The organism is Actinomadura sp. WMMA1423, assembly GCF_006547145.1.
Classification (GTDB): Bacteria; Actinomycetota; Actinomycetes; order Streptosporangiales; family Streptosporangiaceae; genus Spirillospora.
The window spans coordinates 8,948,321-8,971,920 of sequence record NZ_CP041244.1; the positions used below are offsets into that span (position 1 = coordinate 8,948,321).

The 23,600-nt window shown below is 71.6% G+C and carries 20 protein-coding genes; 5 read left to right on the top strand and 15 right to left on the bottom strand.

Going from position 1 to position 23,600, the window contains the following annotated elements:
• The first annotated feature begins 41 nt into the window (after window positions 1–41).
• Window positions 42–4,604 (top strand): YncE family protein, encoded by a 4,563-nt coding sequence (locus FKD65_RS41230; protein ID WP_141585209.1) that lies wholly within the window; start codon window positions 42–44, stop codon window positions 4,602–4,604.
• 86 nt (window positions 4,605–4,690) lie between these two features.
• On the opposite strand, the gene FKD65_RS41235 is transcribed toward FKD65_RS41230, so the two are convergent.
• Complete coding sequence (locus FKD65_RS41235) at window positions 4,691–5,137, bottom strand: SRPBCC domain-containing protein (RefSeq protein ID WP_141585212.1); 447 nt, start codon at window positions 5,135–5,137, stop codon at window positions 4,691–4,693.
• Window positions 5,134–5,472 carry a helix-turn-helix transcriptional regulator gene (locus FKD65_RS41240; protein WP_141585214.1) on the bottom strand — a complete coding sequence of 113 codons (339 nt, stop codon included), beginning with the start codon at window positions 5,470–5,472 and terminating at the stop codon, window positions 5,134–5,136. Before FKD65_RS41240 ends, FKD65_RS41235 begins: the two co-directional genes overlap by 4 nt.
• An 87-nt stretch (window positions 5,473–5,559) precedes the next feature.
• On the opposite strand from FKD65_RS41240, the gene FKD65_RS41245 reads away from it, so the two are divergent.
• Window positions 5,560–6,048: a DUF1579 family protein gene (locus FKD65_RS41245; protein ID WP_141585216.1), complete on the top strand. Its 489-nt coding sequence runs from the start codon at window positions 5,560–5,562 to the stop codon at window positions 6,046–6,048.
• Window positions 6,049–6,074: 26 nt separating this feature from the next.
• Here the strand turns inward: FKD65_RS41245 and FKD65_RS41250 are convergent, their stop codons facing one another.
• Genes FKD65_RS41250 through FKD65_RS41305 form a run of 12 tightly spaced genes read right to left on the bottom strand, consistent with a single transcriptional unit; the run spans window position 6,075 to window position 19,046 of the window.
• Window positions 6,075–6,758, bottom strand: coding sequence for a class II aldolase/adducin family protein (locus FKD65_RS41250; protein ID WP_141585218.1), 684 nt, complete (start codon window positions 6,756–6,758; stop codon window positions 6,075–6,077).
• A complete protein-coding gene (locus tag FKD65_RS41255; protein WP_141585221.1) occupies window positions 6,755–7,630 on the bottom strand; it encodes an alpha/beta fold hydrolase in 876 nt (291 codons plus the stop codon). Before FKD65_RS41255 ends, FKD65_RS41250 begins: the two co-directional genes overlap by 4 nt.
• Window positions 7,627–8,481, bottom strand: coding sequence for an alpha/beta fold hydrolase (locus FKD65_RS41260; RefSeq protein WP_168221360.1), 855 nt, complete (start codon window positions 8,479–8,481; stop codon window positions 7,627–7,629). The genes FKD65_RS41255 and FKD65_RS41260 overlap by 4 nt, the downstream gene beginning before the upstream one ends.
• A complete protein-coding gene (locus tag FKD65_RS41265; protein WP_141585226.1) occupies window positions 8,478–9,233 on the bottom strand; it encodes a dienelactone hydrolase family protein in 756 nt (251 codons plus the stop codon). Before FKD65_RS41265 ends, FKD65_RS41260 begins: the two co-directional genes overlap by 4 nt.
• A 16-nt stretch (window positions 9,234–9,249) precedes the next feature.
• On the bottom strand, window positions 9,250–10,065 hold the full coding sequence (locus FKD65_RS41270) for an IclR family transcriptional regulator (RefSeq protein ID WP_141585228.1): 816 nt from the start codon (window positions 10,063–10,065) through the stop codon (window positions 9,250–9,252).
• Between the two features lie 6 nt (window positions 10,066–10,071).
• A complete protein-coding gene (locus FKD65_RS41275; protein ID WP_141585230.1) occupies window positions 10,072–11,055 on the bottom strand; it encodes a sugar ABC transporter substrate-binding protein in 984 nt (327 codons plus the stop codon).
• Between the two features lie 56 nt (window positions 11,056–11,111).
• Complete coding sequence (locus FKD65_RS41280; RefSeq protein WP_141585232.1) at window positions 11,112–12,086, bottom strand: ABC transporter permease; 975 nt, start codon at window positions 12,084–12,086, stop codon at window positions 11,112–11,114.
• Window positions 12,083–13,624 (bottom strand): sugar ABC transporter ATP-binding protein, encoded by a 1,542-nt coding sequence (locus FKD65_RS41285; RefSeq protein ID WP_141585234.1) that lies wholly within the window; start codon window positions 13,622–13,624, stop codon window positions 12,083–12,085. The genes FKD65_RS41280 and FKD65_RS41285 overlap by 4 nt, the downstream gene beginning before the upstream one ends.
• Before the next feature lies 1 nt (window position 13,625).
• Window positions 13,626–13,880: a hypothetical protein gene (locus FKD65_RS41290; protein WP_141585237.1), complete on the bottom strand. Its 255-nt coding sequence runs from the start codon at window positions 13,878–13,880 to the stop codon at window positions 13,626–13,628.
• The gene (locus tag FKD65_RS41295; RefSeq protein ID WP_141585240.1) at window positions 13,877–14,695 is read right to left on the bottom strand and encodes a 2,3-dihydroxyphenylpropionate 1,2-dioxygenase; all 819 of its coding nucleotides are present in this window, start codon (window positions 14,693–14,695) and stop codon (window positions 13,877–13,879) included. Before FKD65_RS41295 ends, FKD65_RS41290 begins: the two co-directional genes overlap by 4 nt.
• Window positions 14,695–16,920: a hydantoinase B/oxoprolinase family protein gene (locus FKD65_RS41300; protein WP_168221361.1), complete on the bottom strand. Its 2,226-nt coding sequence runs from the start codon at window positions 16,918–16,920 to the stop codon at window positions 14,695–14,697. The genes FKD65_RS41295 and FKD65_RS41300 overlap by 1 nt, the downstream gene beginning before the upstream one ends.
• Window positions 16,917–19,046, bottom strand: coding sequence for a hydantoinase/oxoprolinase family protein (locus FKD65_RS41305; RefSeq protein ID WP_141585245.1), 2,130 nt, complete (start codon window positions 19,044–19,046; stop codon window positions 16,917–16,919). Before FKD65_RS41305 ends, FKD65_RS41300 begins: the two co-directional genes overlap by 4 nt.
• A 168-nt stretch (window positions 19,047–19,214) precedes the next feature.
• On the opposite strand from FKD65_RS41305, the gene FKD65_RS46035 reads away from it, so the two are divergent.
• Complete coding sequence (locus FKD65_RS46035) at window positions 19,215–19,388, top strand: AraC family transcriptional regulator (protein ID WP_240809851.1); 174 nt, start codon at window positions 19,215–19,217, stop codon at window positions 19,386–19,388.
• Between the two features lie 46 nt (window positions 19,389–19,434).
• On the opposite strand, the gene FKD65_RS41315 is transcribed toward FKD65_RS46035, so the two are convergent.
• Window positions 19,435–20,949 (bottom strand): PLP-dependent aminotransferase family protein, encoded by a 1,515-nt coding sequence (locus FKD65_RS41315; protein ID WP_168221362.1) that lies wholly within the window; start codon window positions 20,947–20,949, stop codon window positions 19,435–19,437.
• A gap of 342 nt (window positions 20,950–21,291) precedes the next feature.
• On the opposite strand from FKD65_RS41315, the gene FKD65_RS41320 reads away from it, so the two are divergent.
• Window positions 21,292–22,350 carry a CapA family protein gene (locus FKD65_RS41320; protein WP_168221363.1) on the top strand — a complete coding sequence of 353 codons (1,059 nt, stop codon included), beginning with the start codon at window positions 21,292–21,294 and terminating at the stop codon, window positions 22,348–22,350.
• Between the two features lie 214 nt (window positions 22,351–22,564).
• Window positions 22,565–23,596, top strand: coding sequence for a BMP family ABC transporter substrate-binding protein (locus FKD65_RS41325; protein WP_168221364.1), 1,032 nt, complete (start codon window positions 22,565–22,567; stop codon window positions 23,594–23,596).
• The last annotated feature ends 4 nt before the right edge of the window (window positions 23,597–23,600 follow it).

Sequence of the window (23,600 nt, forward strand, 5' to 3'; positions counted from 1 at the left end):
ATGTTCGGCCATGGAGCGTCGACACGTTATGGAGGATCTTGATGTCCGAGCAGGCCAGGTCTCCGATCCTGACCGGGGAGATCGACAGCGCGGGGGCGAGGTACACGATCTACGTCGGGCAGTCGAACGACGTTCAGCTCAAGATCGGCAGCTCGGCCGCCGGCCCGGCGGTGTACCAGCCGGCCCCGCAGGTCGTGGACAAGACGCACGCGGCCACGGCGACGGGCTCGCTGCTCTACCTCGACCTGACCCCGCTCGGCCTGACGGACGCCGAGTTCGCGTCGATCAAGCCGGCCGACCCGGACTGGACGGTCGTCGGATTCACCGATCAGAGGCTCCTGGGCATGACGCCGACTCGCCCGCTGTCGGTGGCGCCGGGCGGGACGGCCTCGCTCAGGATCGGGCCGGTGGCCGGCCCGCACGCCACCGGAGCGAGCGTCTCGCTGGTCCTGACGGCATACCGCGTCGCGCCGGTGACGGTCGGCAATCTGTCGTTCCCGATCAACCTGCCCGTAGCACTGGTCACACCGCCCCGCGCCGGCGAGCAACTCGCCCAGGACCTCGCCTTGCATCTGGCGACGCCGGATGTGGTCAACACCGTGCCCGGCTACGAGCCGGTGGTCAACCAGCTCAGCCTGGCGTTCGCGCCGGGGCCGCGCGGTCGGCAGGTGAAGGCGGGGGCCGACACCCAGTTCACGATCGGTTTCGGATACTCCTCGGACCCGTCCGGGCACGGCGCGCTGTGCACCGCCGGCCAGGGCAGACAGATCAGGGTGGTCGCGGGGACGCACGCGTCGGGTTGGACGATCACCCCGAACAGCGGGCAGCAGTACCCGTCCTGGACGCTGCGGCCACCCCCTGACTTCCCGATCGTCGGCACCGGCGCGCCGTCGGTGGTCGGCTTCCTGGTCGAGCACGTGGTGACGACCTTCCAGCCGGGGCCGACGGTGGCCCTGGTGTCGTACTCCGGGCTGCCCGGCTACGCCGACGGGGTGTACAGCCTGCTGATCACCAAGCAGCCGCACGTGCGCGTCACGGCGCTGACGGTGACCCCTCCCGTCTCGGTGCTGAAGGACGGTGCCGCCGAGGTCAGGATCTCCTGGACGGTGGAAGACGAGGGCACGATGACACTGGCACCGTTCAACGTGGACGTGACCGGCAAGGACGACTACACCGCCACCATCACCGACACCACCCCGATAAGCCTCACCGCGCAGGGCAGGGTCCTGGCGAGCGCGGGCAACATCGCGCTGGCCAACGCCACCGCGGACGTCCTGCCGGTGATCAACTCGTTCACGGCCCGGCCGAGGGCGGTGTACGCCGGGGATCTGCCCCGCGACGTCGCCCTGAGCTGGAACGTCAACACGCCGGGCGATCTCCGCCTGCTGTCCTCGGTCGGGCCGCCCGATCCCTGCAAGTACCAGCCCGAGGGGACGATCAGCAAGAACGTCACCCGGCCGCAGATGTTCACTCTGCTGCCGCTGGGCCGGCCCCAGGGGCCGGTGGTGGAGCAGAGCGTCGTAATCTCCGCCTTCACCCCGCAGGTCCGGGACTGGTCGACGGGCGCGGCGCGCTACCTGGCCGCGGCGCCGAACGCCGGCTACGTGCTGGTCGGGGACGGCGTGTCCAAGGTGCGGGCGCTGGACACGTTCGTATACCGGCCGGTCAGCGACGACGTGCCGGTCGGGCGTCAGCCGGCCGGCATGGTGTTCTCGGCCGACGGCACCGTCCTCTACGTCGCCAACGCGGGCGACGGGACCGTCTCGGTCCTGTCCGTCGCGCCCAAGGCGGGCGCCTACGGGTACACCTTCACCCCTACGGCCACCGTCAGAGTGGGGGGGAGCCCGCAACAGGTGGCTCTGTCCCCTGACGGAGCGTACCTGTACGTCACGGTGGACAAGGGCACCAAGGCCGGAGAGCTGGCGGTGCTCTCCACCGGGCGAGAGCCCGCGATCGTCACGACCCTGCCCGTCGGGCACGCGCCCCGCGGCGTCGCGGTCCTGCCCTCGGGAGCGCAGGTGTTCGTGGCCGACTCGGCCGACAAGACGATCTCGGTCGTCGGCCGGGGCGGGGACGGCGTGCACCGGCCCGCCCCGTCGATCACGGGGGTCGACTCGCCCGCCGACGTGGCGGTCAGCGGCGACGGCGACGTCCTGCTGACGACCTGCCCGAAGACCAACTCGGTGACCGCGATCGACGTGGCGCGCCCCCGTGTCCAGTCCGCCCCCCTTGTCGTCGGTACCGCGCCGCAGCAACTGGCCATGCTTCCCGGTGGCGCCTACGCGGTGGTAACCAGCTCGGCCGGCGACGGCGTCGCCCTGGTCTCGGTCGGCAGCACACCGGCGCAGTGCGCGGTGCTCGACCCGAGGATCAACGTGGGCGCGGGCACCTCGGCCGCCGCGGTCGCCCCGGACGGAGGCCTGGTCATGCTGGGCGGGGCGGACCGGTTGCTGGTGGCCACCCTGGCCGAGTACGAGATCACCGGGGAGTTGCCCTCCGTCGGTGGCCAGCCGACCGACGTCCGCGTCTCCCCCGACGGCCGCACGGCGTTGGCCTGGCACAGCAAACTGAAGTGGATTTCGGGCGGCAGGCCGTCCACCGGCGTGTTCGCCTACGACGTCACCACCCGCACGGTGGTCCAGCATCTGGCGGGTACCGAGATCATCGACGTCGCCTACCGGCCGTCCGCCACGGCCGCGACCGCCTTCCTGATCGGTCCGGACACCAGGGCCGTGAAGATGGTCGACACCGCGAACTGGACCGTCACCGGCTCCATCGACCTCGCCGGCCACACCATGGGCGGCCTGGTCGCGCTGGCGGTGTCCGCGGACGGCGACACGCTGTTCGTGCTGGCCGCCGGCAGCCAGGAAGGAGCCCGGCTGATCGTCCTCCACCGTGTAGGCGACCCGCCCGCATGGGCGCCGCTCGGCACGGTCACGGTGACGGCCTCGGTCGCGCCGGGGGCGACGCTGACCCTCACCGCCGCCCCCGACGGGACGCGGGCCTACATCACCGACCAGACCGGGGGCACCGTGCTGGTGGTGGCCAAGGACGGGTCGGGAGCGTACGCGATGTCCGGCCAGCCGGTACCGATCGGTGATTACCCGAACTCCTCGGCTCTGTCCCCTGACGGGAGCCACCTGTACGTGGCGTGCGGTGGGACCGAGAACGGAACCCTGGTCGCGGTCAGGACCGACACACGCGCCGTGCGCACCGTGGTGCTGCCCTCCAACGGCCTGATCGAACTGGCCGACCTGGCCGTTTCGCCGGACGGGAACAGGGTGATGGCCACCGACCTGATCAATCCCGGCGTGCGGATCTTCGACGCCGCCTCGCTGCGGCTGGTCCAGTCGGTGAGCTGGGGTTCGGGCGCGCAGTTCGTGTCCGGCATCGCCGTGAGCCCCGACGGTGGCCGGATCTTCACGGCCAACACCAAGACCGGCAACCTGGGTGTGATCGACCAGGTCCAGGCTGCGGCGAGTCCGGTGGCCGGGCCGCAGGAGCCGAGTGTCCGGACCCGGTTCGGCGCCGACCCCTACCAGGGCCTCTTCCTCCGCGACCAGCTCGGGCAGACTCCGGCCGGGGGCACGCCCGCCGGCGTGCTCAGCGACTGCCCCGACATCTGGCCCTCTGGGCAGCAGCCGCTGAAGGACCCGGCGGTGACCCTGGTCGGCGGTTACGGGAACGCTTCGCCGAACCAGGTCTTCACCTCCGCGAAGGGCGCCGCCAACTTCATCTACGTCCGCGGACTCAATACGGTCGACGGGCGGCACAGGGCACGGGTGTGGCTGTACTACCTCAACGGCGAGGGCGACACCTCGCTGATCCTGTGGCCGAACAACTGGCTGAACAACGGCCTGAGGGCGGTCGAGACCGGTCACGGCTACATCGACGTGGCCTCCGCCACGCTCAACGACGTCGACTACACCTACCCGCCGTTCGTCTGGGACGCCGTGCCGCTCGACGGCCACTACTGCCTGGTGGCCTGGGTGGAGAACGACCCGGACGAGAATCCGGACGACCCGCGCAGCAGGATCGGCTCCATCGGCACGATGGCGGAGCTGGCCGCGTTCATCAGCGGCCACCCCAACCTGGGCTGGAGGAACGTCGTCCAGGTACCGACCGAAACGAACGCGACCTGGACCCAGCAGATGTGGCTCACGGGACCACCCACCGGCGGCAGGTTCTACGCGGGCGTCCAGCTCACCGGTATCCCCACGGACGGTTCCTTCGCGTTCAGCATCGTCGGGCCGGATCCGAACAACCCGAAGGGAACGGTCAACGTGCCCAAGACACCGGTCACCGACAAGAACCAGACCTACATGGTCCCGATCGACTGGACCGGCCACCACGACTACAAGACCCAGATGGTGCTCACATACTGGTCGGGCCCCACCCAGGCGGAGCAGGGCGCCAACTTCGAGCCGGTGGCGGCGGTCAACGCCAATCGACTGGTCGGGCTGGTGGCGGATCCACTGGCAAGGGGGTTTCTGGCCGACGTCTATCCGAACCAGGGCTACGAGAACGGTCCTGCCGCCGAACGCCTGGGCCAGGTCACTCTGTCCGTGGTCGGCTCGGCCTCGTTCAGGCTGACCCCGCTGTAGCGCTGCCGTTGACAAGCTCGGCGCCGGGCGACCGACCGGAATTCCTCGTGCACGGTGGGTTGCACGCTTCCGATCCCGGCAGGACGTCAACAGTGGAGAGTGCGAACGACTTGATCTTCCTGGCGTTCTGCTGTTTCGCCCAGACGATGGAGCAGGTGTGCCCAGCCGTCGCGGGTCTCCTCTTCGAGTGCGGCCGGCAGACCGCTGTGGCGAAGGGTGAGCTTGGTGCCGTCGCCGTCCGGTGTCAGGGTTACCTCGACGCGGGATGCCTCTGGCGCGATGTCGGGCGCTCCTGGTGTGGGTTCCCAGCCGAAGGTGAAGACGAGACGTTCGTACGGTACGAGTTCCACGAATCGACCTCGCATCACCGGGCGTGGGCCCTCGTGCATCGCGACCTGCAGAGTGCCGCCGGGGCGGGCGTCCAGTTCGGCCGCTCCCCACCATTGCGACAGGCGTACCGGGTCGGTGAAGTACCGCCAGACCGTCTCCGGGTGCGCGCGGATGTGCAACGTGTGCTCAATCGTCCTGCTCATAGCGATCCCTTCATGTCCTGGTCGCGGGTGTGCGCGCGTTCTTCTCGTTCGGCTTCGTGCTGGAGGCGGCCGAGCGAGGTGGACCACATCGTTTCCAGGAACGTCACCGCCTCGGCCAACCCCTCGGGACGCAGCCGGTAGAAGCGGCGGTTGCCGGCGCGGCGGACATCCACGAGACGGGCCGCTGCCAGCGTTCGCAGATGCTGGGATACCGCGGGGCGACTGATCTCGGGGAAGCGCTCGGCGATCTCGCCTGCCGATACCTCGCGATCCCGCACCAGGACGAGGATGGCGCGGCGGGTCGGGTCCGCCACGGCGCGAAGCGCGTCGTCCATGGGCCACCGCCTTCGTTTGCGTGCTACCGGGACGGTATGTAAGTGTTTAAGCAATATCTTACACACTACGGATGGCAAGGATCCGCCATGTCAGGAGACGACAACGCCCGTGCCCCGCGATCGGAGAACCAGCGCCTGAACGCGCTGGTCGGCCGTTGGCGTTCGCAGGGGTGCACAGCGGCCACCGCGATCGAGCCGGCGATCCGCATCGCCGGCTCGGACACCTACGAATGGCTGGCAGGCGAGCACTTCCTCATTCATCGCGTGGACGTGCGCATGAACGAGGAACACGTCGAGGTCATCGAGATGATCGGGCCCTACGATCCAGCGAGCCGGACCTATCCCATGCGCTCCTTCGACAACCAAGGCAACTTCGCCACCATGTGGGCAAGCGTCGACGACAGGGGTGTCTGGACGTTCGCCGGCGAGACGGAGCGGGCGACGCTGGTGATCGCCGAAGACGGCGAGTCCATGGCGGCCGAATGGGAGCGCACTGACGACGGCTCGAACTGGCGGCACTGGATGGACATGAGCTTCGTGAGGGCTTCCGGGCCCAGCGCCGTCCTTCGCGGCTGAACCCTTCGCGGAAGAACCCTCTCCGGTCACCGGGGCAGCCGGCGGACCAGGTACGCCCATGCGGACTCGAGTTGCGCGGGGCCGTAGCAGCGAGCCCGCTTGGCGAGAGCCTCGGCCTCGTCCGAGTGGTCGTAGGTGCCGGCGGCCGCGGCGACCTGAAGCTGGAGCCGGCAGGCCTTCTCCAGGAATATCGCGGTCATGACGGCGGTGGGCACGTCGGGTCCCGTCGTGACGAGCCCGTGCCGGTGGAGGAGTAGGGCGTTGCGGTCGCCGATGGCTTCGGCGACCGCTCCGCCGAGGGCGCGGTCGCGGATGAGGTCTCCGGTGGCGGTGAAGCGGGCGATGTCAGGTGGCCAGAACAGGGTGCCCTCGTGGCCGACCGGGTGGAGGGGAAGGCCCGTGGCCGCGAAGGCGACGGCCGACTCGGCGTGGCTGTGGACCACCGCGCCGACGTCGGGCCGGGCGGCCATGATCTCGGTGTGGACGGGGTATTCGAGGTGGACGCGGCCGTCGCCGTCGAGGCGTGTTCCGTCGCGGTCGATGAGCACGACACGGTCTGGAGTGATCTCTTCCATGCCGTAGCCGGCGGCCTTGAGCCAGACGCCCGCACCGTCCGGGTCGCGGAGGGAGAGGTGGCCCCAGATGAGGTCGGCGTTGCCGTGCGCCGCCAGTACACGGCAGCCGACGGAGACCTGTTCGGCGGGCGTCACCGGGAGTCCTTGGCGAGGAAGTCGCCGACTATGCGGTTGAACTGGGCGGGCTGCTCGAACATGGGCCAGTGCCCCGCACCGGTGATCATGTCGAAAGCGCCGTTGGGCAGGATCTCGCTGGCGCGGCGGCCGACCTCGGCGGGGGTGGTGGGGTTGTGGTCGCTCCACAGGATGAGGGTCTCGTGGTCGATGCGGGCGAGGTCGTCCTCGCCGAGCATGTGGGCACGGTTGGCCTCGCTGGGCTGCTCGGCGACGAGCTTGGCGAGGGCTTTCTCGGTGCCGGGCAGCGTGTAGTAGCGGTAGCGGCATTCGACGAGTTCGTCGGTGACGGTGGCGGGGTCGAGCATCAGCCATTCCAGCCGTTCGCGGACGCTTTCGCGGGTCGGTGTCGAGGCGGCCTTGGTGGTGACGGCCCTGACTTGGGCGTGCACCCGTTCGCTCTCGGCGGCGCGTCCGGGGTCGGACAGGAGCAGCCCGGCGCCGGTGACGGACACGATCCTGCCTACGCGGTCGGGGTGATGCAGGGCGGTGTGCAGGGCGATCCAGCCGCCGAGGGACTGGCCGACCAGGTGTGCGCGCTCGGCTCCGATGGCGTCGAGGAAGCCGACGAGGTGCCGGGTGAAGACGGGCGCGTGGTACGTGACGTCGGTGGGACGGGCGGTCAGGCCGTGGCCGAGCACGTCGACCGCGTAGACGCGCAGGCCTCGCTCGGACAGCGGGACGACGTTGCGCAGGAAGCCCTCGGCGTGGCCGGTGAGCCCGCCCATGAGGATGACGGCGTCGCCCTCTCCGGCCTCGATCGATCGGGTGCGCCAGCCGGCGGCGTCGCGGAAGCGGGTCTCGGTGCCGAGGGAGTCGGTCCACAGGCTCATGCGTGGTCCTCCTTGCTGAGGAAGTCGATGAGGGAGGCGTTGACGAGGTCGGGCCGCTCGTACTGCGGCCACTGTTTGGCTTCGGGGACGGTCAGGAGGCGGGCATGTGGGACCGCGGATACCGCCGCCTCGACGACGCCGGCGGGGGTGTGCCCGTGCTCGCCGCGGATGAAGAGGGTGGGCGCCTTCAGGGCGGAGAGCCGCTGCGGTGTGAGGAGCGAGGGTCCGTTGTCGGCCGCCCGGACCTGCCGGTGCACCCGCCGGGCCTCCTCGGGCCGGTACAGCTCGGTCCGCACCTGGACGAGTTCGGGATCGACCCCTGCGGGGTCGGCGAGCAGCCCGGCGAGCCGGGTCCGGACGGCGTCGGGCGTCGGCTCGGCGTAGGCCCGGCCGCCGCGCTCGTAGGCTCTCCGCACCGCGGGGTCGGCGAGCCGTTCGGTCTCCGCCTGGAGCCCGGCCGGTTCGATGAGGGCGAGCCGCCGCACCCGTTCCGGCGCGCGCAGCGCGGCCAGCACGGCGGCCCAACCGCCCAGGGACTGGCCGACGAGGTCGACGGCGTCCAGGCCGAGCGCGTCCAGGACGGCCAGGGCGTGGCCGGTCAACTCCTCCACCGTGTAGGAGCCGGACGGCGACGGTGCGGTGAGCCCGTGGCCGAGAAGATCGAAGGCGATCGCGCGGCGTCCCGTCCCCGCGAGCGCGGGAAGGGTGCGTGCGAAGGTCTCCAGGTGGCCGCCTCGCCCGTGCAGCAGGACGACCGGGGCGCCCGAGCCGAGCCCGGCGACGCGTGTCGGGACCCCGGCGGCGGTGACGTGCCGGATCTCGGCGCCGAGCAGGTCGGTCCACAGGCTCACAGGTGCTTCCTCAGGAAGGCGAGGGTCCGCTCCCAGGTGAGTTGTGCGGCCTCCGGGTGGTGGTTGGGGTGGGTGTCGTCGTGGTAGGCGTGCCCGGCGCCCTCGTAGACGTGGATCTCGGTCTCCCGCCCGGACAGTTTCAGGGCGTCGCCGAGGCGGGCGACCTGGTCGAGCGGGATGACCTCGTCGGCGCCGCCGAAGTGGCACTGGACGGGGCAGCGGACGCCGTCGGCGATGGTGATGCGGGATCGCACCTGGCCGGTGGGGCTGTAGGAGGGCGGCAGTTCGGGCAGTCCGTAGAGCGGAACGGCGCAGGCCAGCCGGTCGGTCCGGGTCGCCCAGGCGAGCGCGAGGCCGCCGCCGAGGCAGAACCCGACGACGGCGGCGCGGGAGGCGTCGACGTCGCCGCGGCCGGCCAGGTAGTCCAGCCCCGCTTCGAGGTCGGGGAGCGCCCGCTCGTCGCGGGCGGCGAGGAACGCCTTGGCGCGGCGCTCCTCGGGGGTCGTGAAGTCCTGCGGGGGGCGGCCCCCGATCCTGCTGTACAGGTCGACGGTCAGGCAGGCGAGGCCCTCGTCCGCGATGAGCTCGGTGACCCGCTCTCGATGGGCGGTGACACCGAGGTTCTCGTGTGCCATGACGACCACCGGCGGTGAGGCGTCTTCGGGAGGGCGCACGGGCAGGGCCAGATAGCCGCGGATCTCGTCGGAACCGCTGGGGAAGGTCACCCATCGGGCTTCGCGGGTCTTCCGCATGGTGGGGTCTCCAGGGTCAGCCCCCGCGTGGCGGGGAGGGTGGATGCTCGGCCGCGGTCTGACCGAGCAGGTGCTTGAGGTGCTTGCCGAGGGCTTCGAGCCGCCGGCGCGGCATGCGGGTGATGCGCCCGCAGACCGCGATCGCGCCGGCGGGCCTGCCACCGACCATCACCGGGACGGCGACGCCGGCGATGCCGGCGATGAACTCGCCGATCTCGACGGCGTAGCCGTACCGGCGGGCGGTGTCCAGTTCGCGCCGGAGGACGTCGGGGTCGGTGATGCTGGCGGGGGTGCGCTGCGCCAGCGGCAGCCGCGTGACGATCTCCTCGCTCTCCTCCCGCGGCAGGCCGCTGAGGATGGCGCGGCTGATGCAGCCGTTGGCCAGCATCGAGCGCCGTCCGAGCGGCGACAGCGACTCCGGAGAATGCGGTGCCTCCCGCTTGCCGGTGATGAGCAGCGACCTGTCCCGCCAGTCGATCTCGGCGATCAGGACGGTCTCGCCCGTCGAGCGGATCAGCTCCTCGGCGACTCCCTGCGTCAGGTGGGACAGCGCGGTCGTCGTCGAGACCAGGCTGCCCAGTTCGAGCAGCCGGTTGCCCAGGATGTAGGCGCCGTCGGCCTCCTGCCGGAGGAACCCGCGTTCGACCAGGGTCACCGCGATGCGGTGGGTGCTGGTCTTCGGTACCCCGGCGGCCTCGGCCAGTTCGGTGAGCTGGAAGCGGGGGTGCGCCGCGCTGAAGGCGCTGAGCACGTCCAGGGCGCGGTCGACGGAGCGTACTCCGCGGCGGCGAGCGGGGTCGCCGGCGGAAGGGGAGTGAGAAGAGTCGGTCATGGTGCCTCACGAGCAGTAGGGCGGAGCCTTACTCGCATTGTCGCTGGTCACGACCATGTCGGGCACGGTGGCGATCTTCTGGACGCCCTGCGTGCCGCGCAGCAGGCCGACGACGTTGTCCACGGCCATCTCGCCGACGCTCTTCGGGGTGTTGCTGACGGTGACCGCGAACTCCCCGTCCTTGACGGCCTTGACGCCGGCCTCGCTGCCGCCGTTGGTGAGGATCTTGATGTCGTCGCGTCCGGCGGCCTTGAACGCGGCGAGCACGCCGAAGGCCATGTCCTCGTTGTGGACGAAGACGTGGGTGACCTTCGGGTGGGCCTGGAGGAGGTTGTCGGCGACGTCCTGCGCCTTGGCCCGCTGCCAGAACGCGGGCTGGTCGAAGACGACCTCGGCGTCATCGCCGAGGCTCCGCTTGAAGGCGTTGTTCATCAGGTCGGCGGCGGCGCCGGGCGCGCCGCCGATGATTCCGACCTCGACGGGCTTGCCCCCGCCGTCCTCGGCGAGCCATGCGCCGAGGTCGCGGCCGACCTTCTGCACGTCGGTGACGACCGCCCCGAGGATCTTGCTCTGGTCCACCGAGGCGACGGAGGTCAGGAAGATCGGGACGCCGGCGCGGTTGGCGCGGCCGATCCCGCCCTCCAGCGAGTCGATGTTGACCGTCTGCACGACGATCGCGTCGACCCGCTTGACGATCATGTCGTCGATGTTGGACAGCTCCGTGGCCGGGTTCATGGCCGAGTTCGCGGTCAGCACCTTGACCCCGGCGCTCTTGGCGCGGGCCTGCAGCGCCCGCTGGAGGCAGGTGTGGAACTCGATCGAGTTGCCGTTGACGAAGCCGATCGTCAGTTCCTTGTCCGATGGAGCTTGCGTGGCGGCCGCGCCTCCCTCGTCGACCGAGCAGGCCGACAGTGCGAGGCCGGCGGCCAGGACGAGGGCCGTGGCCTTCGCGCGGGTGGCCGTGGGGACGGTGCCCGGGTTGGCGAACATGGTGGATTCCTCCCGGTCGGGATGGGTGGGGGTGGCGGCGGAGGGCCGGGAGCCGGTCAGTGGGTTCGGCCGCGCAGGTGGTTGGTGACGGCCGCGATGAGCAGGACGGCGCCGAGCGCGACGTCCTGGTAGTGGGCGTTGATCTGGAGCAGGTTGATGGCGTTGGCGACCACGCCCAGCAGCACGACGCCGAGGGCGGTGCCGACGAGGGTGCCGCTGCCGCCGCTCAGGGCGGTGCCGCCGATGACGACCGCGGCGACCACGGTGAGCTCCAGGTGCAGGCCGCCGGTGCCGGGGCTGGCGGCGCCGAGCCGGGCCACGAGCATGACCCCGCCGAGACCGGCGAGCAGCCCGCCGAGGGTGTAGAGCAGCAGCTTGGTCCGGGCGACGGGAATGCCCGCCAGACGGGCGGCCTGCTCGTTGCCGCCGATGGCGAAGGCGTTGCGGCCGAACGCCGTCCAGCGCAGCACCAGGCCCGCGGCGACGCAGCCGGCGATCGCGACGACGACCAGGGCGGGGATCAGGCCGAACACCTCACCGAACCCGAGCGGCACCAGCGCCTCGCCGATGGAGACGCTCTTGCCGTCGATGATGAGCAGGGCGGCGCCGCCGAGGACCGTCGAGGTGGCGAGCGTCGCCACGAACGGCGCGACCCGCAGGTACGTCACGACGAGCCCGTTGACCAGGCCGATCGCCGCGCCCAGCGCGACCGCCAGCGCGGCGGCGGTCCAGTCGGCGACGCCCGCGACGATGAGCTGCGCGGTGACGCCGTGGGTGACGGCGGCGATCGCGCCGAGCGAGAAGTCGATGCCGCCCGCCGTCATCAGCAGGGTGAGCCCGGCCGCCAGGACGGCGACGACGGCGATCTGCTGGGACACGTTGAGCAGGTTCGGGCCGGTGAGGAAGGCGTCGCTGCGCAGGGCGGTGAAGGCCCCGATGATCAGGAGCACGGCCAGCAGGCCCAGGTGGCGGGACAGGCCCGGCGGCAGGCCGAGCCGCAGGAGCCCCTTCGGTGCGGTCAGTGCGGTCATGACTGGTCCCCTCCAGCGATGAGCGTGACGAGGTCGTCCCGGCTCACCTGGTCCATGGGCAGGTCGGCGACGGTCCGGCCGGCGCGCACGACGACGACGCGGTCGGCGAGCCGGATCACCTCGTCGATGTCGGAGGAGCCGAGCAGGACGGCGGCGCCGCGCTCGGCGAGGCCGTCGACGATCCGGTGGATGTCGGCTTTGGCGGCGATGTCGACGCCGGTGGTCGGCTCCTCCAGGAAGCAGGCGGCGAGGTCGCCGTCGAGCCACGCCGCCAGCAGGACCTTCTGCTGGTTGCCTCCGGACAGGGCGGCCACCGGCGGGTCGTCCTGGATCGTGGTGACGCCGTAGCGGTCCCGGGACGACCGGGCGCGTGCGCGCAGGTCGCGCCAGCGGACCAGCCAGGGCCGCAGCCTGCCGCGCCGGACCAGGTCGAGGTTCTCGTCGACGCCCAGGCCCGGCACGAGCCCGTAGGAGAGTCTGTCCCCGGTCACGCAGCGCAGCCCGGCGCCGAGGGCGGCGGCGACGCTGCCGGAGCGGATCTGCGCGCCGCGCACGGCGACGGTGCCGCTCCGCGCCCGGCGCAGCCCGCTGAGCAGCCCGAACAGTTCCGACTGGCCGTCGCCCGCCGGGCCGAGGACGGCGACGACCTCGCCGGACCTGACCTCCAGGTCGAACGGCCGGAGCCGTCCGCCGCAGAGCCCGGACAGCGTCAGCACCGGAGCGCCGGGGGTCCGGCGGGCCTCCGGCCTGCCCTGCACCAGGCGGTCGCCGGTCATGGCCCGGACCAGGACGGGCAGGTCGAGCGCCGCGCGGTCCTCGACGGCGGCGACCCGGCCGTCGCGCATGACGGTGACGCGGTCGGCGAGGGAGAGGACCTCGTCCAGGTGGTGCGAGATGTAGACGATGGCCGTGCCACGGGCGCGCAGGGTGCGGACGAGGCCGTGGACGCGTCGGGCGTCCGGGCCGCCGAGCGAGGCGGTCGGCTCGTCCAGGATGAGGACCCGGCCGCCGTGATGGACCTCCCGGGCGATCTCGACGAGCGTCTGCTCGCCGGGGCCGAGGTCCCCGGCGAGCGCGCCGGGGGCGATGTCCAGTCCGAGGTCGGCGAGGGCGGAGGCGGCCTCCTCGCGGACCCTCCGCCACAGCACCCGTCCCGCGCGGGTGGGGAGCCGGCCGAGCAGCAGGTTCTCGGCCACGCTCAGCCCGGCCACGAGCGTGCGCCGCTGGTGGACGATGCTCACCCCCGCCGCGTGGGCGCGGCGAGGGGTGAGCGTACCCTGGCGGTGCCCGTCGACGAGGATGTCGCCTCCGTCCGGGGCGAAAGAGCCGCAGATCAGCTCGACCAGGGTCGACTTGCCGGCGCCGTTCATGCCGACGACCGCGTGCACCTCGCCGGGCCGCAGCGTGAAGTCGACGCCCGCGAGGGCCTGCGCCCCGCCGAAGGCCTTGCGCACATCGCGCAGCTCCAGCACTGGGACGCCCTCCGCGGACCGCTCGTCCAGGCCCGCCGGTGTTCCCTTCGCATCGGACACGGCCATGTCAGGCGCCGTCCTTCGGTGCGGGGTACATGTCCTGGTGGGCGACGCCGAGCACGACCATCAGGTTGCGCAGCGCGACCGGGTTCATCCCGGCGGCGAGCAGCCACGACGCGTCCTTCTCGGTGACCGCCCGGCGCTCCGGCCCGCTCAGCCGGTACCCGTCGAGGACGGTCTCCGGAGACTCCCGGTAGCGTGCGAGCAGGCCGGGAGAGTGCTCCAGTTCCCGGGCCAGCCGGTTGAGGGCGACGACGCTCATGCGGCCACCTCGAAGGCGGCGATGCCGATTCCGACGGTCCAGGCGGGCATCGGCCGGTAGGCGTGGACCCGGGCCGGGCCGCCCGCCGCACCCGCGGCGACGAGCCAGGTGCGAATCTCCAGGGCGCCGTTCCCCGCCTCCTCCAGGATCGTCGCGTCGTCCCAGCCGAGGATGTTCTCGGCCTCGTTCCGCTCCAGCAGGCCCAGCAGCCGGCCATCGAACTCGTCGTTGATGTCGCCGAAGCGCGGCAGCCCGACCCAGTGCGACAGGCCGCCGGTGCCGATCACGCCGACCCGGGGGTCGCCGGGCAGGGCCCGCGCCGCCTCCCGCAGCGCCGCGCCCAGATCCAGGCAGCGGCGCAGGGTCGGCAGCGGCGGGGTGCTGCAGTTGACGAACAGCGGCACCACCCCGGCCGCCGCGGCCGCCGGGAGCTTCGCCAGTGGGACCATGAAGCTGTGGTCGAGTGCCATGGTGTGCGAGCGCGCCAGGTCGAACTCGCGGGCGGTGAGGCCCGCGAGCAGCGCCTCGGCGACGGCGGGCCGCCCCGCGACGGTGCCGCCGGGGTTGCCGAACTCCGCCCATCCCTCGTGCTCGTCGGCCACGCCGAGGCAGAAGGCCGGGTAGTTCTCCAGCCCGAAGGTCTCGTAATGGTCGGTGGCGACGAGGACGACGGCGTCCAGGCGGGCGGCGGCGATCTCGGCGTCGAGCCGTCGCCACGCCTCGTGCAGCACGCCGGAGAGCTCCGGGTCGGCGCCGGGATTCTTGACGATCGCGCCGACATGGGAGGTCGCCGCGGCGAACGCGAGATGCCCCATCAGTCCTCCCCTCCGGTGAGCAGGCGGATGTCGTCGGGATGGGCGGCGCCGCGCCGGACCACGTCGGTGGCATGAAGTCGGCCGCACGACGGGCAGGAGTAGGCCCGCAGTTCGAGGCCCTCGTCCAGGCGCGTGGCGTGGCTGAACGCGTGGATGTCGCCGCTGGAGTGGAGCGACGCGCGGGTTCGCCAGGGCTCGTCGGCGGTGGACAGGACGCACCCGCAGACACAGGCGATCCAGCTGCGGCCGTCGGCCTCGACGACCTCGAGGCCGTCGCCCATCGGGTGGACCCGCGTGCGTTCGCCGCGTGGCTGCTCGGGGAGGGGCTGTTCGGCGGGCAGGGCCCGGCGCTCGGCGCGCAGGCCGTCGCGGCGGACGGCGGTGGCGGCGGCGTCGACCAGGCCGTCCTCGGTGAGGACCGCGCCGTAGAGGCGGACGGCGGCATCCGGCGTGACGGCTCCGAAGTCCAGGTCGGCTTGGAGCGCCTCGGCGGGCCGGTCGAGCGGGTCGCCCCAGCCGCCCCCCGCCTGCGGCACGGTGGCCAGTACGTCGTCGTCGCCGAGGTGGTAGAGGCCTTGGCGGCCCCGCATGACCGGACGCTCGCCGGACAGGTCGCCGACCGCGGGGACGGTCCCGGCGGACAGCCGTGCCTTGACGTCGCTGCCGTGCACGACGGTGCGGGTGTTCTGCGCGCCGGGGTAGCCGCCGAAGATGCCCGTGGAGTTCGGCACTTCCCAGCCGTGCGCGGAGTTCAGCGCGGTGACGTCCCGGCCGCCGTGCACGGTGTAGACCGCGCCCATGCTCATGCCGCCGCGGTGCCGGCCCGCGCCGCCGGAGTCCGCGACCAGGCCGCGCCACAGGTACAGCAGCGGCGAGTCCATCTCGACGGCCTCGACGTTGGAGATCTTCTGCCGTTCGATGTTGTGCTGGCCCTGCGTCCAGGCGCCGTCGCGGTGCGCGTAGGCCGCGCCGCCGGTGGCGAGGCAGTCCATGATCACGTAGGTCTGGCGGGCGCCGTTCTCGCCCGTTCCGGTGAGGACGAACTTGTCGGGGCCGCCCGCCGGACCCGCCTGGGCCTCGCGCAGCAGCTCGTCGGAGCAGGCCGCGAGCTTCGACAGGCACTCCAGGGCCGTCATCTCGACGAGCCAGCCGGCCTCCAGCGCGCCGCCGCTGACGGCCGCCGGGCGCGCCGCGTTGCAGATCAGACCTTCAGGACACTCGACCTCGATCGGCTGGAACAGGCCCTCGTTCCACGGCGCGTCGAAGGCCAGCGTCGGCAGCAGCGCCGCCGCGACCCCGGCCATCATCCCGGAGTAGGCGCAGTTGATGTACCCCTTGGCCTGGGGCGAGGATCGGGAGAAGTCGAAGTGCAGGGTGGCGCCGCGCTTGGTGAGCACCAGGTCCACCTCGTAGGTGGCGTTCTCCGACGACTGGGCGAGCCCGCCGTCGTTGTCGAGGAAGGCGCGGGAGTGCAGCCGGGCGTCGGGCAGCAGCGCGAGGCGGTTGCGCAGGCGGCGCTCGGACAGGCCGATGAGGTTGGCCATCACCGTGCGAACCGTTCCCGCGCCGTACCTGCCGGCCAGCGCGGTCATCGCCCTGATCGCGGTGTTGTTCGCGCCGATGAGCGCCCGCAGGTCCAGGTTGACGGTCGGGGCCATGCGGGTGTGGCCGAGGATCAGGTTCCACACGTCGGTGCGCACCTCGCCGCCGTCGACGAGCTTCGTCGGCGGCATCTGCAAGCCCTCCTGGTAGGAGTCGGTGGCGTCGATGCAGAAGCTGCCAGGGGTCATGCCGCCGACGTCGACCATGTGGCACATCGCGCCGGTCCAGGCGAGCAGCTCCCCGTCGAAGAAGATCGGCGCGATGAGGCCGACGTCCTGGGCGTGGACGGTGCCCTTCCAGGGGTCGTTGACGATGAACATGTCGCCGGGACGGATGCCGGGGGACTCGGTGCAGTCCGCGATGACCGAACGGGTGATCGCCGCCATGGAGGAGGCGTGCGACAGGATCGTGCGGCCCATCGCGGCGACGGAGCCGTCCGGCAGGTAGAGACCGACGTTGTAGTCGCTGGCCTCGACCACGTGGGTGGAACCGGAGATGGCCGCCAGCGTCGCGCCCTGCTCGTCGGTGATGGCGAGCAGCCGGTGCCGGATCACCTCGAAGGTGATCGGATCGATGGCGGTGCCGGTCTCGATGGCGGTGCCGGTCTCGATGGCGGTGGTCACGCCTCCCCCTTGCAGTCGATGACGAGGTTGCTGTGGTGGTCGACGGCCAGCGTCTGGGTCGGGCCCAGCACGACGGTGGTGCCCGCGAACTCCAAGATCGCGGGACCGCGCAGGGCGGCGCCGCTGCCCAGCCCCTCGCCCCGGTAGACCCGGGTGGCGATCCGGCCGGTCTCGGGGAAGTGCACCTCGCGCTCCCCGATGAGGGCCGCATCGGCGTCGGCGGCGCCCGGGTACTGCCCCTCCCGGACGTCGGTGATCTTGACCCGGCCCTCGACGCGCAGCGTGTGGATCTCCACACCGGCGCCCAGCAGGGCGGTGCCCGCGCCGTAGATCCGCTCGTAGGCGGCGCGGAAATCCTCGATCAGCGCGCGCAGGACGTCCGTGGTTACGGGGCCGTCGGGGACGGTGAGGGGCAGCTCGTGCGACTGGCGGCGGAACTTCAGGTACGCCACGCGCGAGAGCCGGATCCGCGGGTCGTCGTCCAGATCGGCGCGGCACCGCGCGGCGAGCGCGTCCAGGGCGGCGGAGATGCGCTCGGCGTCGAAATGGGCGGCGGGGTCCTCGGCGCCGGGCGGCGTCCGGTGCACCTCCGTCGTCTGCACCGCGCGGTACCGGTCGGAGGTGACGGTGCCGTACGCGGAGTGGACCGTCGAGGTCGGCGGAACGACGAGCGTCGCGATGCCCGCGGCCTCGGTGTAGGCGTAGGCGTGGGTGGGACCCGCCCCGCCGTAGGCGTAGACGGCGAAATCACGCGGGTCGCGCCCCTGCTCGACCGTCACCTTGCGCAGCAGGTCGGCCATCTGGTTGTCGGCGACCTTCCTGATGCCGGCCGCGGACTCTTCGACGGTGAGGCCGAGCGGGTCGGCGACGTGCACCCGGATCGCCTTCTCCGCCAGCGCGGGGTCCAGCGGCATCTGGCCGCCCAGGAAACGGGCGGGGTCGATGATGCCGAGCACCACGTCGGCGTCGGTGACGGTCGGCCGGTCGCCGCCGCGGCCGTAGCAGGCCGGACCGGGCACCGACCCCGCGCTCTCCGGGCCGACGACGAGCACGCCGGACTCGTCCACCGCCGCGAGCGAGCCGCCGCCCGCGCCGATCGCGGTCACCTTGATCCGCGGCAGCGCCAGATGCAGGTCGCCGACCTCGCCGACCCGCTCGACCAGCGGCTCGCCATCGATGATGAGGCCGACGTCGAAGCTGGTCCCGCCCATGTCCGACGTGATGACGTTGCGGTGCCCGAGCCGCTCGGCGAGCGCCGCCGAGGCCAGCACGCCCCCGGCGGGCCCGGAGGTGAGCATCGACGCCGCACGGCGGGCCGCGTCCCCGGCCCGCATGACGCCGCCGCCAGAGTCCATGATCGAGAAGTCGCCGGTGAACCCGGCGGAGCGCAGCCGGCCCTCCAGATCGGCGACGTAGCCGCGGATGACCGGGCCGAGGTAGCCGTTGACGACCGTCGTGGCCGACCGCTCGTACTCGCCCATGACCGGCGCGACCTCGTGCGAGAGCGTCGCGTACGCCTCCGGCCACTCCTCGGCGATGATCTCGGCGGTCCGCTCTTCGTGCGCGCCGTTCACGAACGACCAGAGGAACGACACCGCCAGGGCCCGCACGCCCTCGGCCCGCAGCCGGCGCAGCGTCGCGCGCACCTCGTCCTCGTCCAGCGCGACGATCTCCGTCCCCGCTGCGTCGGTCCGCTCGGTGATCTCCACGATCCGCGACCGCGGGACGATCGGGTCGGGGTTGCGCCGGCGGCTGTAGTGGCCGGTCCGGGCACCCATCCCGACCCAGGACGTCATCGACCGCTGGATGAGCATGGTGTCGCTGAACCCGCGGGTGGTGAGCAGCGCGGTCGGCGCGCCCTTCCGCTCGATCAGCGCGTTGGTCGCCGCGGTGGTGCCGTGCGCGAAGTAGACGACGGCGGCGCAGAATCCCGCGAGGTCCAGCCCGTAGGACTCGGCGGCAAGCCCCAGGGCGTTGACCACGCCCTGGGAGCGGTCGTCCGGCGTCGTCGGCGACTTGAACAGCCGCGGCGGGCGCCCGTCCCGCAGGACGACGAGATCGGTGAACGTCCCGCCGACGTCCGTGCCCACGAAGAACCGCGGGCTGAAACCCGATGAATTGACCACGCTTTCCCCACCACAGTCGACAAAGAGACGTTCGACCGAACGCGATATGTCGCCGATATGACGATCGCGTTGCGTCGTGCGTCACACTCTGCGGGGCCCACCACGTCGCGCACAACGCCCCAGTCCGCCCTGCGGACTGAGGCTATGGCCCGGGTGACCTGCTGCAACGTGGTTGTCGCACGCCTCGCGCGCGACGCCCTCGCCCGCGCCACTCTGTCGATATCCGAGCTCGCACGGGCCACGGGCTACCCGTCCGAGAGCGCGTTCAGCACCGCGTTCCGCCGCGTGGTCGGCTCATCGCCCGCACAGTTCCGCAAGCAGGCACGGCAGCCGCCGCGCTAGCCCGCGAACGAAAGCTGAAGGAGGCGCCCTGCGGTCGGTTGCCGAGTCAGGGGGTGAGCAGGGCGGTGGGCTGGCCCATCAGGCCGACGACGGCCTCGCCGATCGCCGCGGCGAGCTGCGAGGCGTGCTCCGCGGGAAGTGCGCCCGCGTTGATCCGCAGGTGGCGCTGGTGACCGGGGGACAGGAAGAAGGGCTGCCCTGCTGCCAGCAAGAACCCTCGTTGCGCCGTGGCTTCCACCACCCGATCGGCATCGCAACCACCGGGGAGCGTGACCCAGACGTGCAGACCGTCGGTGTCGTACTCGGGGACGAACAGGCCGATCTGCCGGGAGGCGCTGGTCTGCCGCAGGGCTTCGCGGACGGCGGCCCGGCGGTGTGCGTACTCGGTGCGCGCCTCCGTGAGAAGTTCGTCGAGGCGGGGGTCGGTGAGCGTCGCCGCGAGTACGCGCTGGGACGTCCGGGACGTCCATCCGTCGGCGAAGGACTTGGCCAGCGTGAGCGGATGGCGGATCGGCTGCTTGGCGAGGGCCACCGCCAGCCGCATGTCAGGGGCGATGGACTTGGAGAATGAGCGGAGGTACACGACGCGGTCCCGTAGCCGGGGATCGGTGTACAGCGAGCCTGGTCGCAGGGTCGCGGCCTCGGCGAACTGGTCGTCCTCGATGATCCAGACGTCGGGATGGGGCGCGAGGGCGTCTGCCAGCGCGCGTCGGCGTTGCACCGTCCAGCAGCAGCCGGTCGGGCTGTGGGCGCGCGGGGTGAACAGCACGGCCGAGACACCCGCGTCGACGGCACCGAGCAGGCCCTCGACGGTGACCCCCGCCTCGTCCATCGGCATGGGGACGAGTCCCAGTCCGTGGAATTCGAGGGTGTCCATGGCGGTCTGGTAACCGGGCTCCTCGACGCCCACCAGGACGGTTTCGCCAGGGGAGCGCCGTTGCAGCAGCATGGCGAGCAGCGCCAGGAACTGCTGCGTGGAACTGGCGACGAGCATGTCGTCGGCATCGGTCTCGATCCCGTCGCGGGCGAGCCGTTCGGCGAGGGCATCGGCCAGTTCCGGCTCGGTGCTCAGCGTCGCCGGATACTCCAGGTCCTGCGCCCGCAACCGGGCGGCGACGTCCCGGTAGGCGCGCTTGACGACGGCCAAGGGAAGCAGCCGCGGGTCCGGGCCGCCGCGTGTGAGGTCGCGCGCGGTGGGATGGCTGTGCTTCAGGCGCGCCTCGGTCTGGGCGAGGACCTGGCGTCGCCAGGCGCTCCCCCCGCGGACGGGCGCCACGGTCTCACCGCCGCTGGGGGGCGGCGCCGTCTGCGGAAGGTCGGGAGCCTCGCTGACGAACGTGCCGCGGCCGGCCTCCCCGTGGACCAGGCCGAGGTCGCCGAGCCGGGCGTAGACGCTCATGACGGTCGTGACACTGAGGCCCAGGTCGGTCGCCAGTTGCCGGACGGAGGGCAGCCGCTCACCGGGACGCAGCTCGCCTGCCCGGATCGCCTGGGACATCTCGTGCGCCACTCGTTCGTAGAGCGGCCGCCCGTTCCCCGATGAGTCTCGCAGGGTCGCCATCCGCCGTTGCACCTCAAGCATCACGCAAACACTTTACCAGTACGCATAACTGATGGCGGGCCAACCGGGATCCGGGAGCGCCCGATGCCTGCTGTAAGCCCCTTGCGCCAGGGCCTTTCGCGGACTCGGCTCCTCCCCGGGGTGTGCGGTGCCGGGGCTGGGACCGTGGCTGGAGACGCGCGCTGATTGTACTCCTAACGTATTGACTGTGTTAGGCGAGCGTGACACCGTTACGTCCGTTCTCACCGCCGTACCGTCTGGTCCGGCATTGCCGGACATGACCGCCGTTTCGACGGTGCGCGCCGGTACGGCGACCATCCGCAGTGCAGGAAGGCGCCGCCCGTGATCTCCCATCTGACCGCCACCGGTGACATCGTCCTCACCAAGTCCCTGGCCGAGGTACCCGCCGACCCCGGCTTCACCGCGCTTCAGGAGGTGCTCGGAGCATCCTCCTGCGTGCTGTCGAGCGTCGAGCTGCCCTTCTCCGACCGGGGTCACCCCTCCGACCGGATCCTCAACTTCCGAGCGCGTCCGGAGCTCGTCCATGAGCTGGCCGCCTTCAACCTGAAGGTGGCGACGCTCGCCAACAACCACAGTTCCGACTACGGCTGGGACGCCCTGGACGACACCGTGCGGAGGCTGCGCTCGGCGGGAGTGACGGCGATCGGTGCGGGAGAGGATCTCGCGGCCGCCGAGGAGGCCGCCGTCCTGGAGCTCGCCGGCCGCCGCGTGGGTTTCCTCGCGTGGTCCTGCCTGCTGCCGCTGGGGGCCGCGGCCGGCCCGTCCAAGCCGGGCATCTCTCCCGTGCACGTGGAGACCGAGTGGGTGGTGAACGGGGAGTTCCAACTGGAGGAACCGGGCGTGCCCCCGGTCATCCGCACTCGGGTGCGCGCGGCCGACCACGAGCGGGTCATCGGCCGCGTGCGCGAATTGCGGGAACGCGTCGACGTCGTGGTGGTCACCGTGCACTGGGGATTCGGGTTCGGCAGTGCGCGCGCCGAGTACCAGCGGGTGTTCGGACACGCGCTCGTGGACGCGGGGGCCGACCTCGTCCTCGGCCATCACGTGCACGCCCCGCAGGGGGTGGAGGTGTACCGGGACCGGGTCATCGTGTACAGCCCGGGCAACTTCGTCGCCCAGCAGCCGAGGGAGAACATCACCCCGGAGATCGAGGAGATCTACGACGCGTTCAGCCGGGACGCCTTCATCACGGTCGTCGACCTGGCCGCCGGAGACGTCCCGCAGGTGTCACTGGTGCCGATCATGACGGCCGACCACGGGCTCCCCGTCCTGGCGGATCCGGAGAACGCCCGCCGTATAGCGGACCGGCTGGCCGTCGAGTCGGCGGATCTCGACACCGTCATCGCGTTCGACGGCGCTCGCGTGACCGTCACCGGCTGAATCCCGCCCGCCGTGCCCGCGCCGGTGCGACGCCCCGCGGGCACGGCCTCTCCGTCTGCTGCGGCCAGGTGTTCCAGAGCAAGCGTACTGATTGTTATGCATACATCCTCTAGACACCAGGATGACAGCCGTGTACGTTCGCAGAACCGTCGGGCGCAGGACCCGGCGGACGAAGGACCGTGTCGGTGAACGGGCCGACAGAACGGAGCCTGTTATGCGTCTCGGAACAGGGCCGCTGAACCGCCGTCGTTTCCTCGTCGCCGCGAGCCTGGCATCGGCTCTCGCGCTCACCGGATGCGGGACCGGAGACCAGCGGGGAGGCGGAGACGAGAAGTCGGTGGCGCTCGTCACCCCGCAGAAGGCCGGGGACGGAGGGCCGACCGACAACCTGATCGCCGGTCTGAACACGCTGAAGGCGGCCGGCTACACCACCCGCCACGTGGCCGCGCCCGACCCCTCCTCGCACGAGTCGACGCTGCGCAGCCTGGCCCAGTCGGGGACGCCGGTGATCGTCGTGTCGTTCTCGGACTTCACGCAGGTGCTCAAGACCGTGGCGCCCGACTTCCCCAAGACCAGGTTCGTGCACATCTACTCCGACCCGTACAAGCCCGAGATGCCGAACGTCCAGACGGTCTCGTTCGACACGCAGGGCCCCTCGTACCTGGCCGGCGTGCTGGCCGCCACCGTGTCGAAGACGGGCGTCGTCGGGTTCATCGGCGGAACCGCGATCCCCTCGCTGAACGCCGACTACCACGCCTTCGAGGCGGGGGCCAAGGCCACCCGCGCCGGCATCGCCGTCAAGAGCGCGTTCGTCGGGTCGTTCGGCGACCCGGTGAAGGGCCAGCAGATCGCCCAGACCATGTTCAACAACAAGGTCGACGTGGTCCTCGCCTACGCGGGCGGCTCCTCGGTCGGCGTCGTGAAGGCCGCCGACCAGGCCAAGGCCTTCGTCATCTACGACAACGCGGAGAGCGCCCAGACCGCTACCAGTGTGATCGCGGTCGCGTCGCAGCACTACGGCGCCACCATGGCCAAGCGGGTGCTCACCATCGCCGACGGGTCCTGGAAGCCCGGTGGCAGCGAAGCGGGTCTCGCCGACGACGGCACCTTCCTGGAACGCGCCAAGATGTTCCGTGCCGGCGCCGGGGCCCCGGACCTGGACTCGGCGTTCCAGAAGGTCGGCGAGACCAAGCAGAAGATCATCGACGGTTCCGTCGACGTGCCCGTCAACACCGACAACGTGTGAGCGA

Excerpts from the sequence above, each read along its gene's own strand:
- FKD65_RS41230 (WP_141585209.1), top strand. The coding sequence starts at position 42 with ATGTCCGAGCAGGCCAGGTCTCCGATCCTGACCGGGGAGATCGACAGC.
- FKD65_RS41235 (WP_141585212.1), bottom strand. The coding sequence starts at position 5,137 with ATGAGCAGGACGATTGAGCACACGTTGCACATCCGCGCGCACCCGGAG.
- FKD65_RS41240 (WP_141585214.1), bottom strand. The coding sequence starts at position 5,472 with ATGGACGACGCGCTTCGCGCCGTGGCGGACCCGACCCGCCGCGCCATC.
- FKD65_RS41245 (WP_141585216.1), top strand. The coding sequence starts at position 5,560 with ATGTCAGGAGACGACAACGCCCGTGCCCCGCGATCGGAGAACCAGCGC.
- FKD65_RS41255 (WP_141585221.1), bottom strand. The coding sequence starts at position 7,630 with ATGAGCCTGTGGACCGACTCCCTCGGCACCGAGACCCGCTTCCGCGAC.
- FKD65_RS41265 (WP_141585226.1), bottom strand. The coding sequence starts at position 9,233 with ATGCGGAAGACCCGCGAAGCCCGATGGGTGACCTTCCCCAGCGGTTCC.
- FKD65_RS41270 (WP_141585228.1), bottom strand. The coding sequence starts at position 10,065 with ATGACCGACTCTTCTCACTCCCCTTCCGCCGGCGACCCCGCTCGCCGC.
- FKD65_RS41275 (WP_141585230.1), bottom strand. The coding sequence starts at position 11,055 with ATGTTCGCCAACCCGGGCACCGTCCCCACGGCCACCCGCGCGAAGGCC.
- FKD65_RS41280 (WP_141585232.1), bottom strand. The coding sequence starts at position 12,086 with ATGACCGCACTGACCGCACCGAAGGGGCTCCTGCGGCTCGGCCTGCCG.
- FKD65_RS41285 (WP_141585234.1), bottom strand. The coding sequence starts at position 13,624 with ATGGCCGTGTCCGATGCGAAGGGAACACCGGCGGGCCTGGACGAGCGG.
- FKD65_RS41290 (WP_141585237.1), bottom strand. The coding sequence starts at position 13,880 with ATGAGCGTCGTCGCCCTCAACCGGCTGGCCCGGGAACTGGAGCACTCT.
- FKD65_RS41295 (WP_141585240.1), bottom strand. The coding sequence starts at position 14,695 with ATGGGGCATCTCGCGTTCGCCGCGGCGACCTCCCATGTCGGCGCGATC.
- FKD65_RS41315 (WP_168221362.1), bottom strand. The coding sequence starts at position 20,949 with ATGGCGACCCTGCGAGACTCATCGGGGAACGGGCGGCCGCTCTACGAA.
- FKD65_RS41325 (WP_168221364.1), top strand. The coding sequence starts at position 22,565 with ATGCGTCTCGGAACAGGGCCGCTGAACCGCCGTCGTTTCCTCGTCGCC.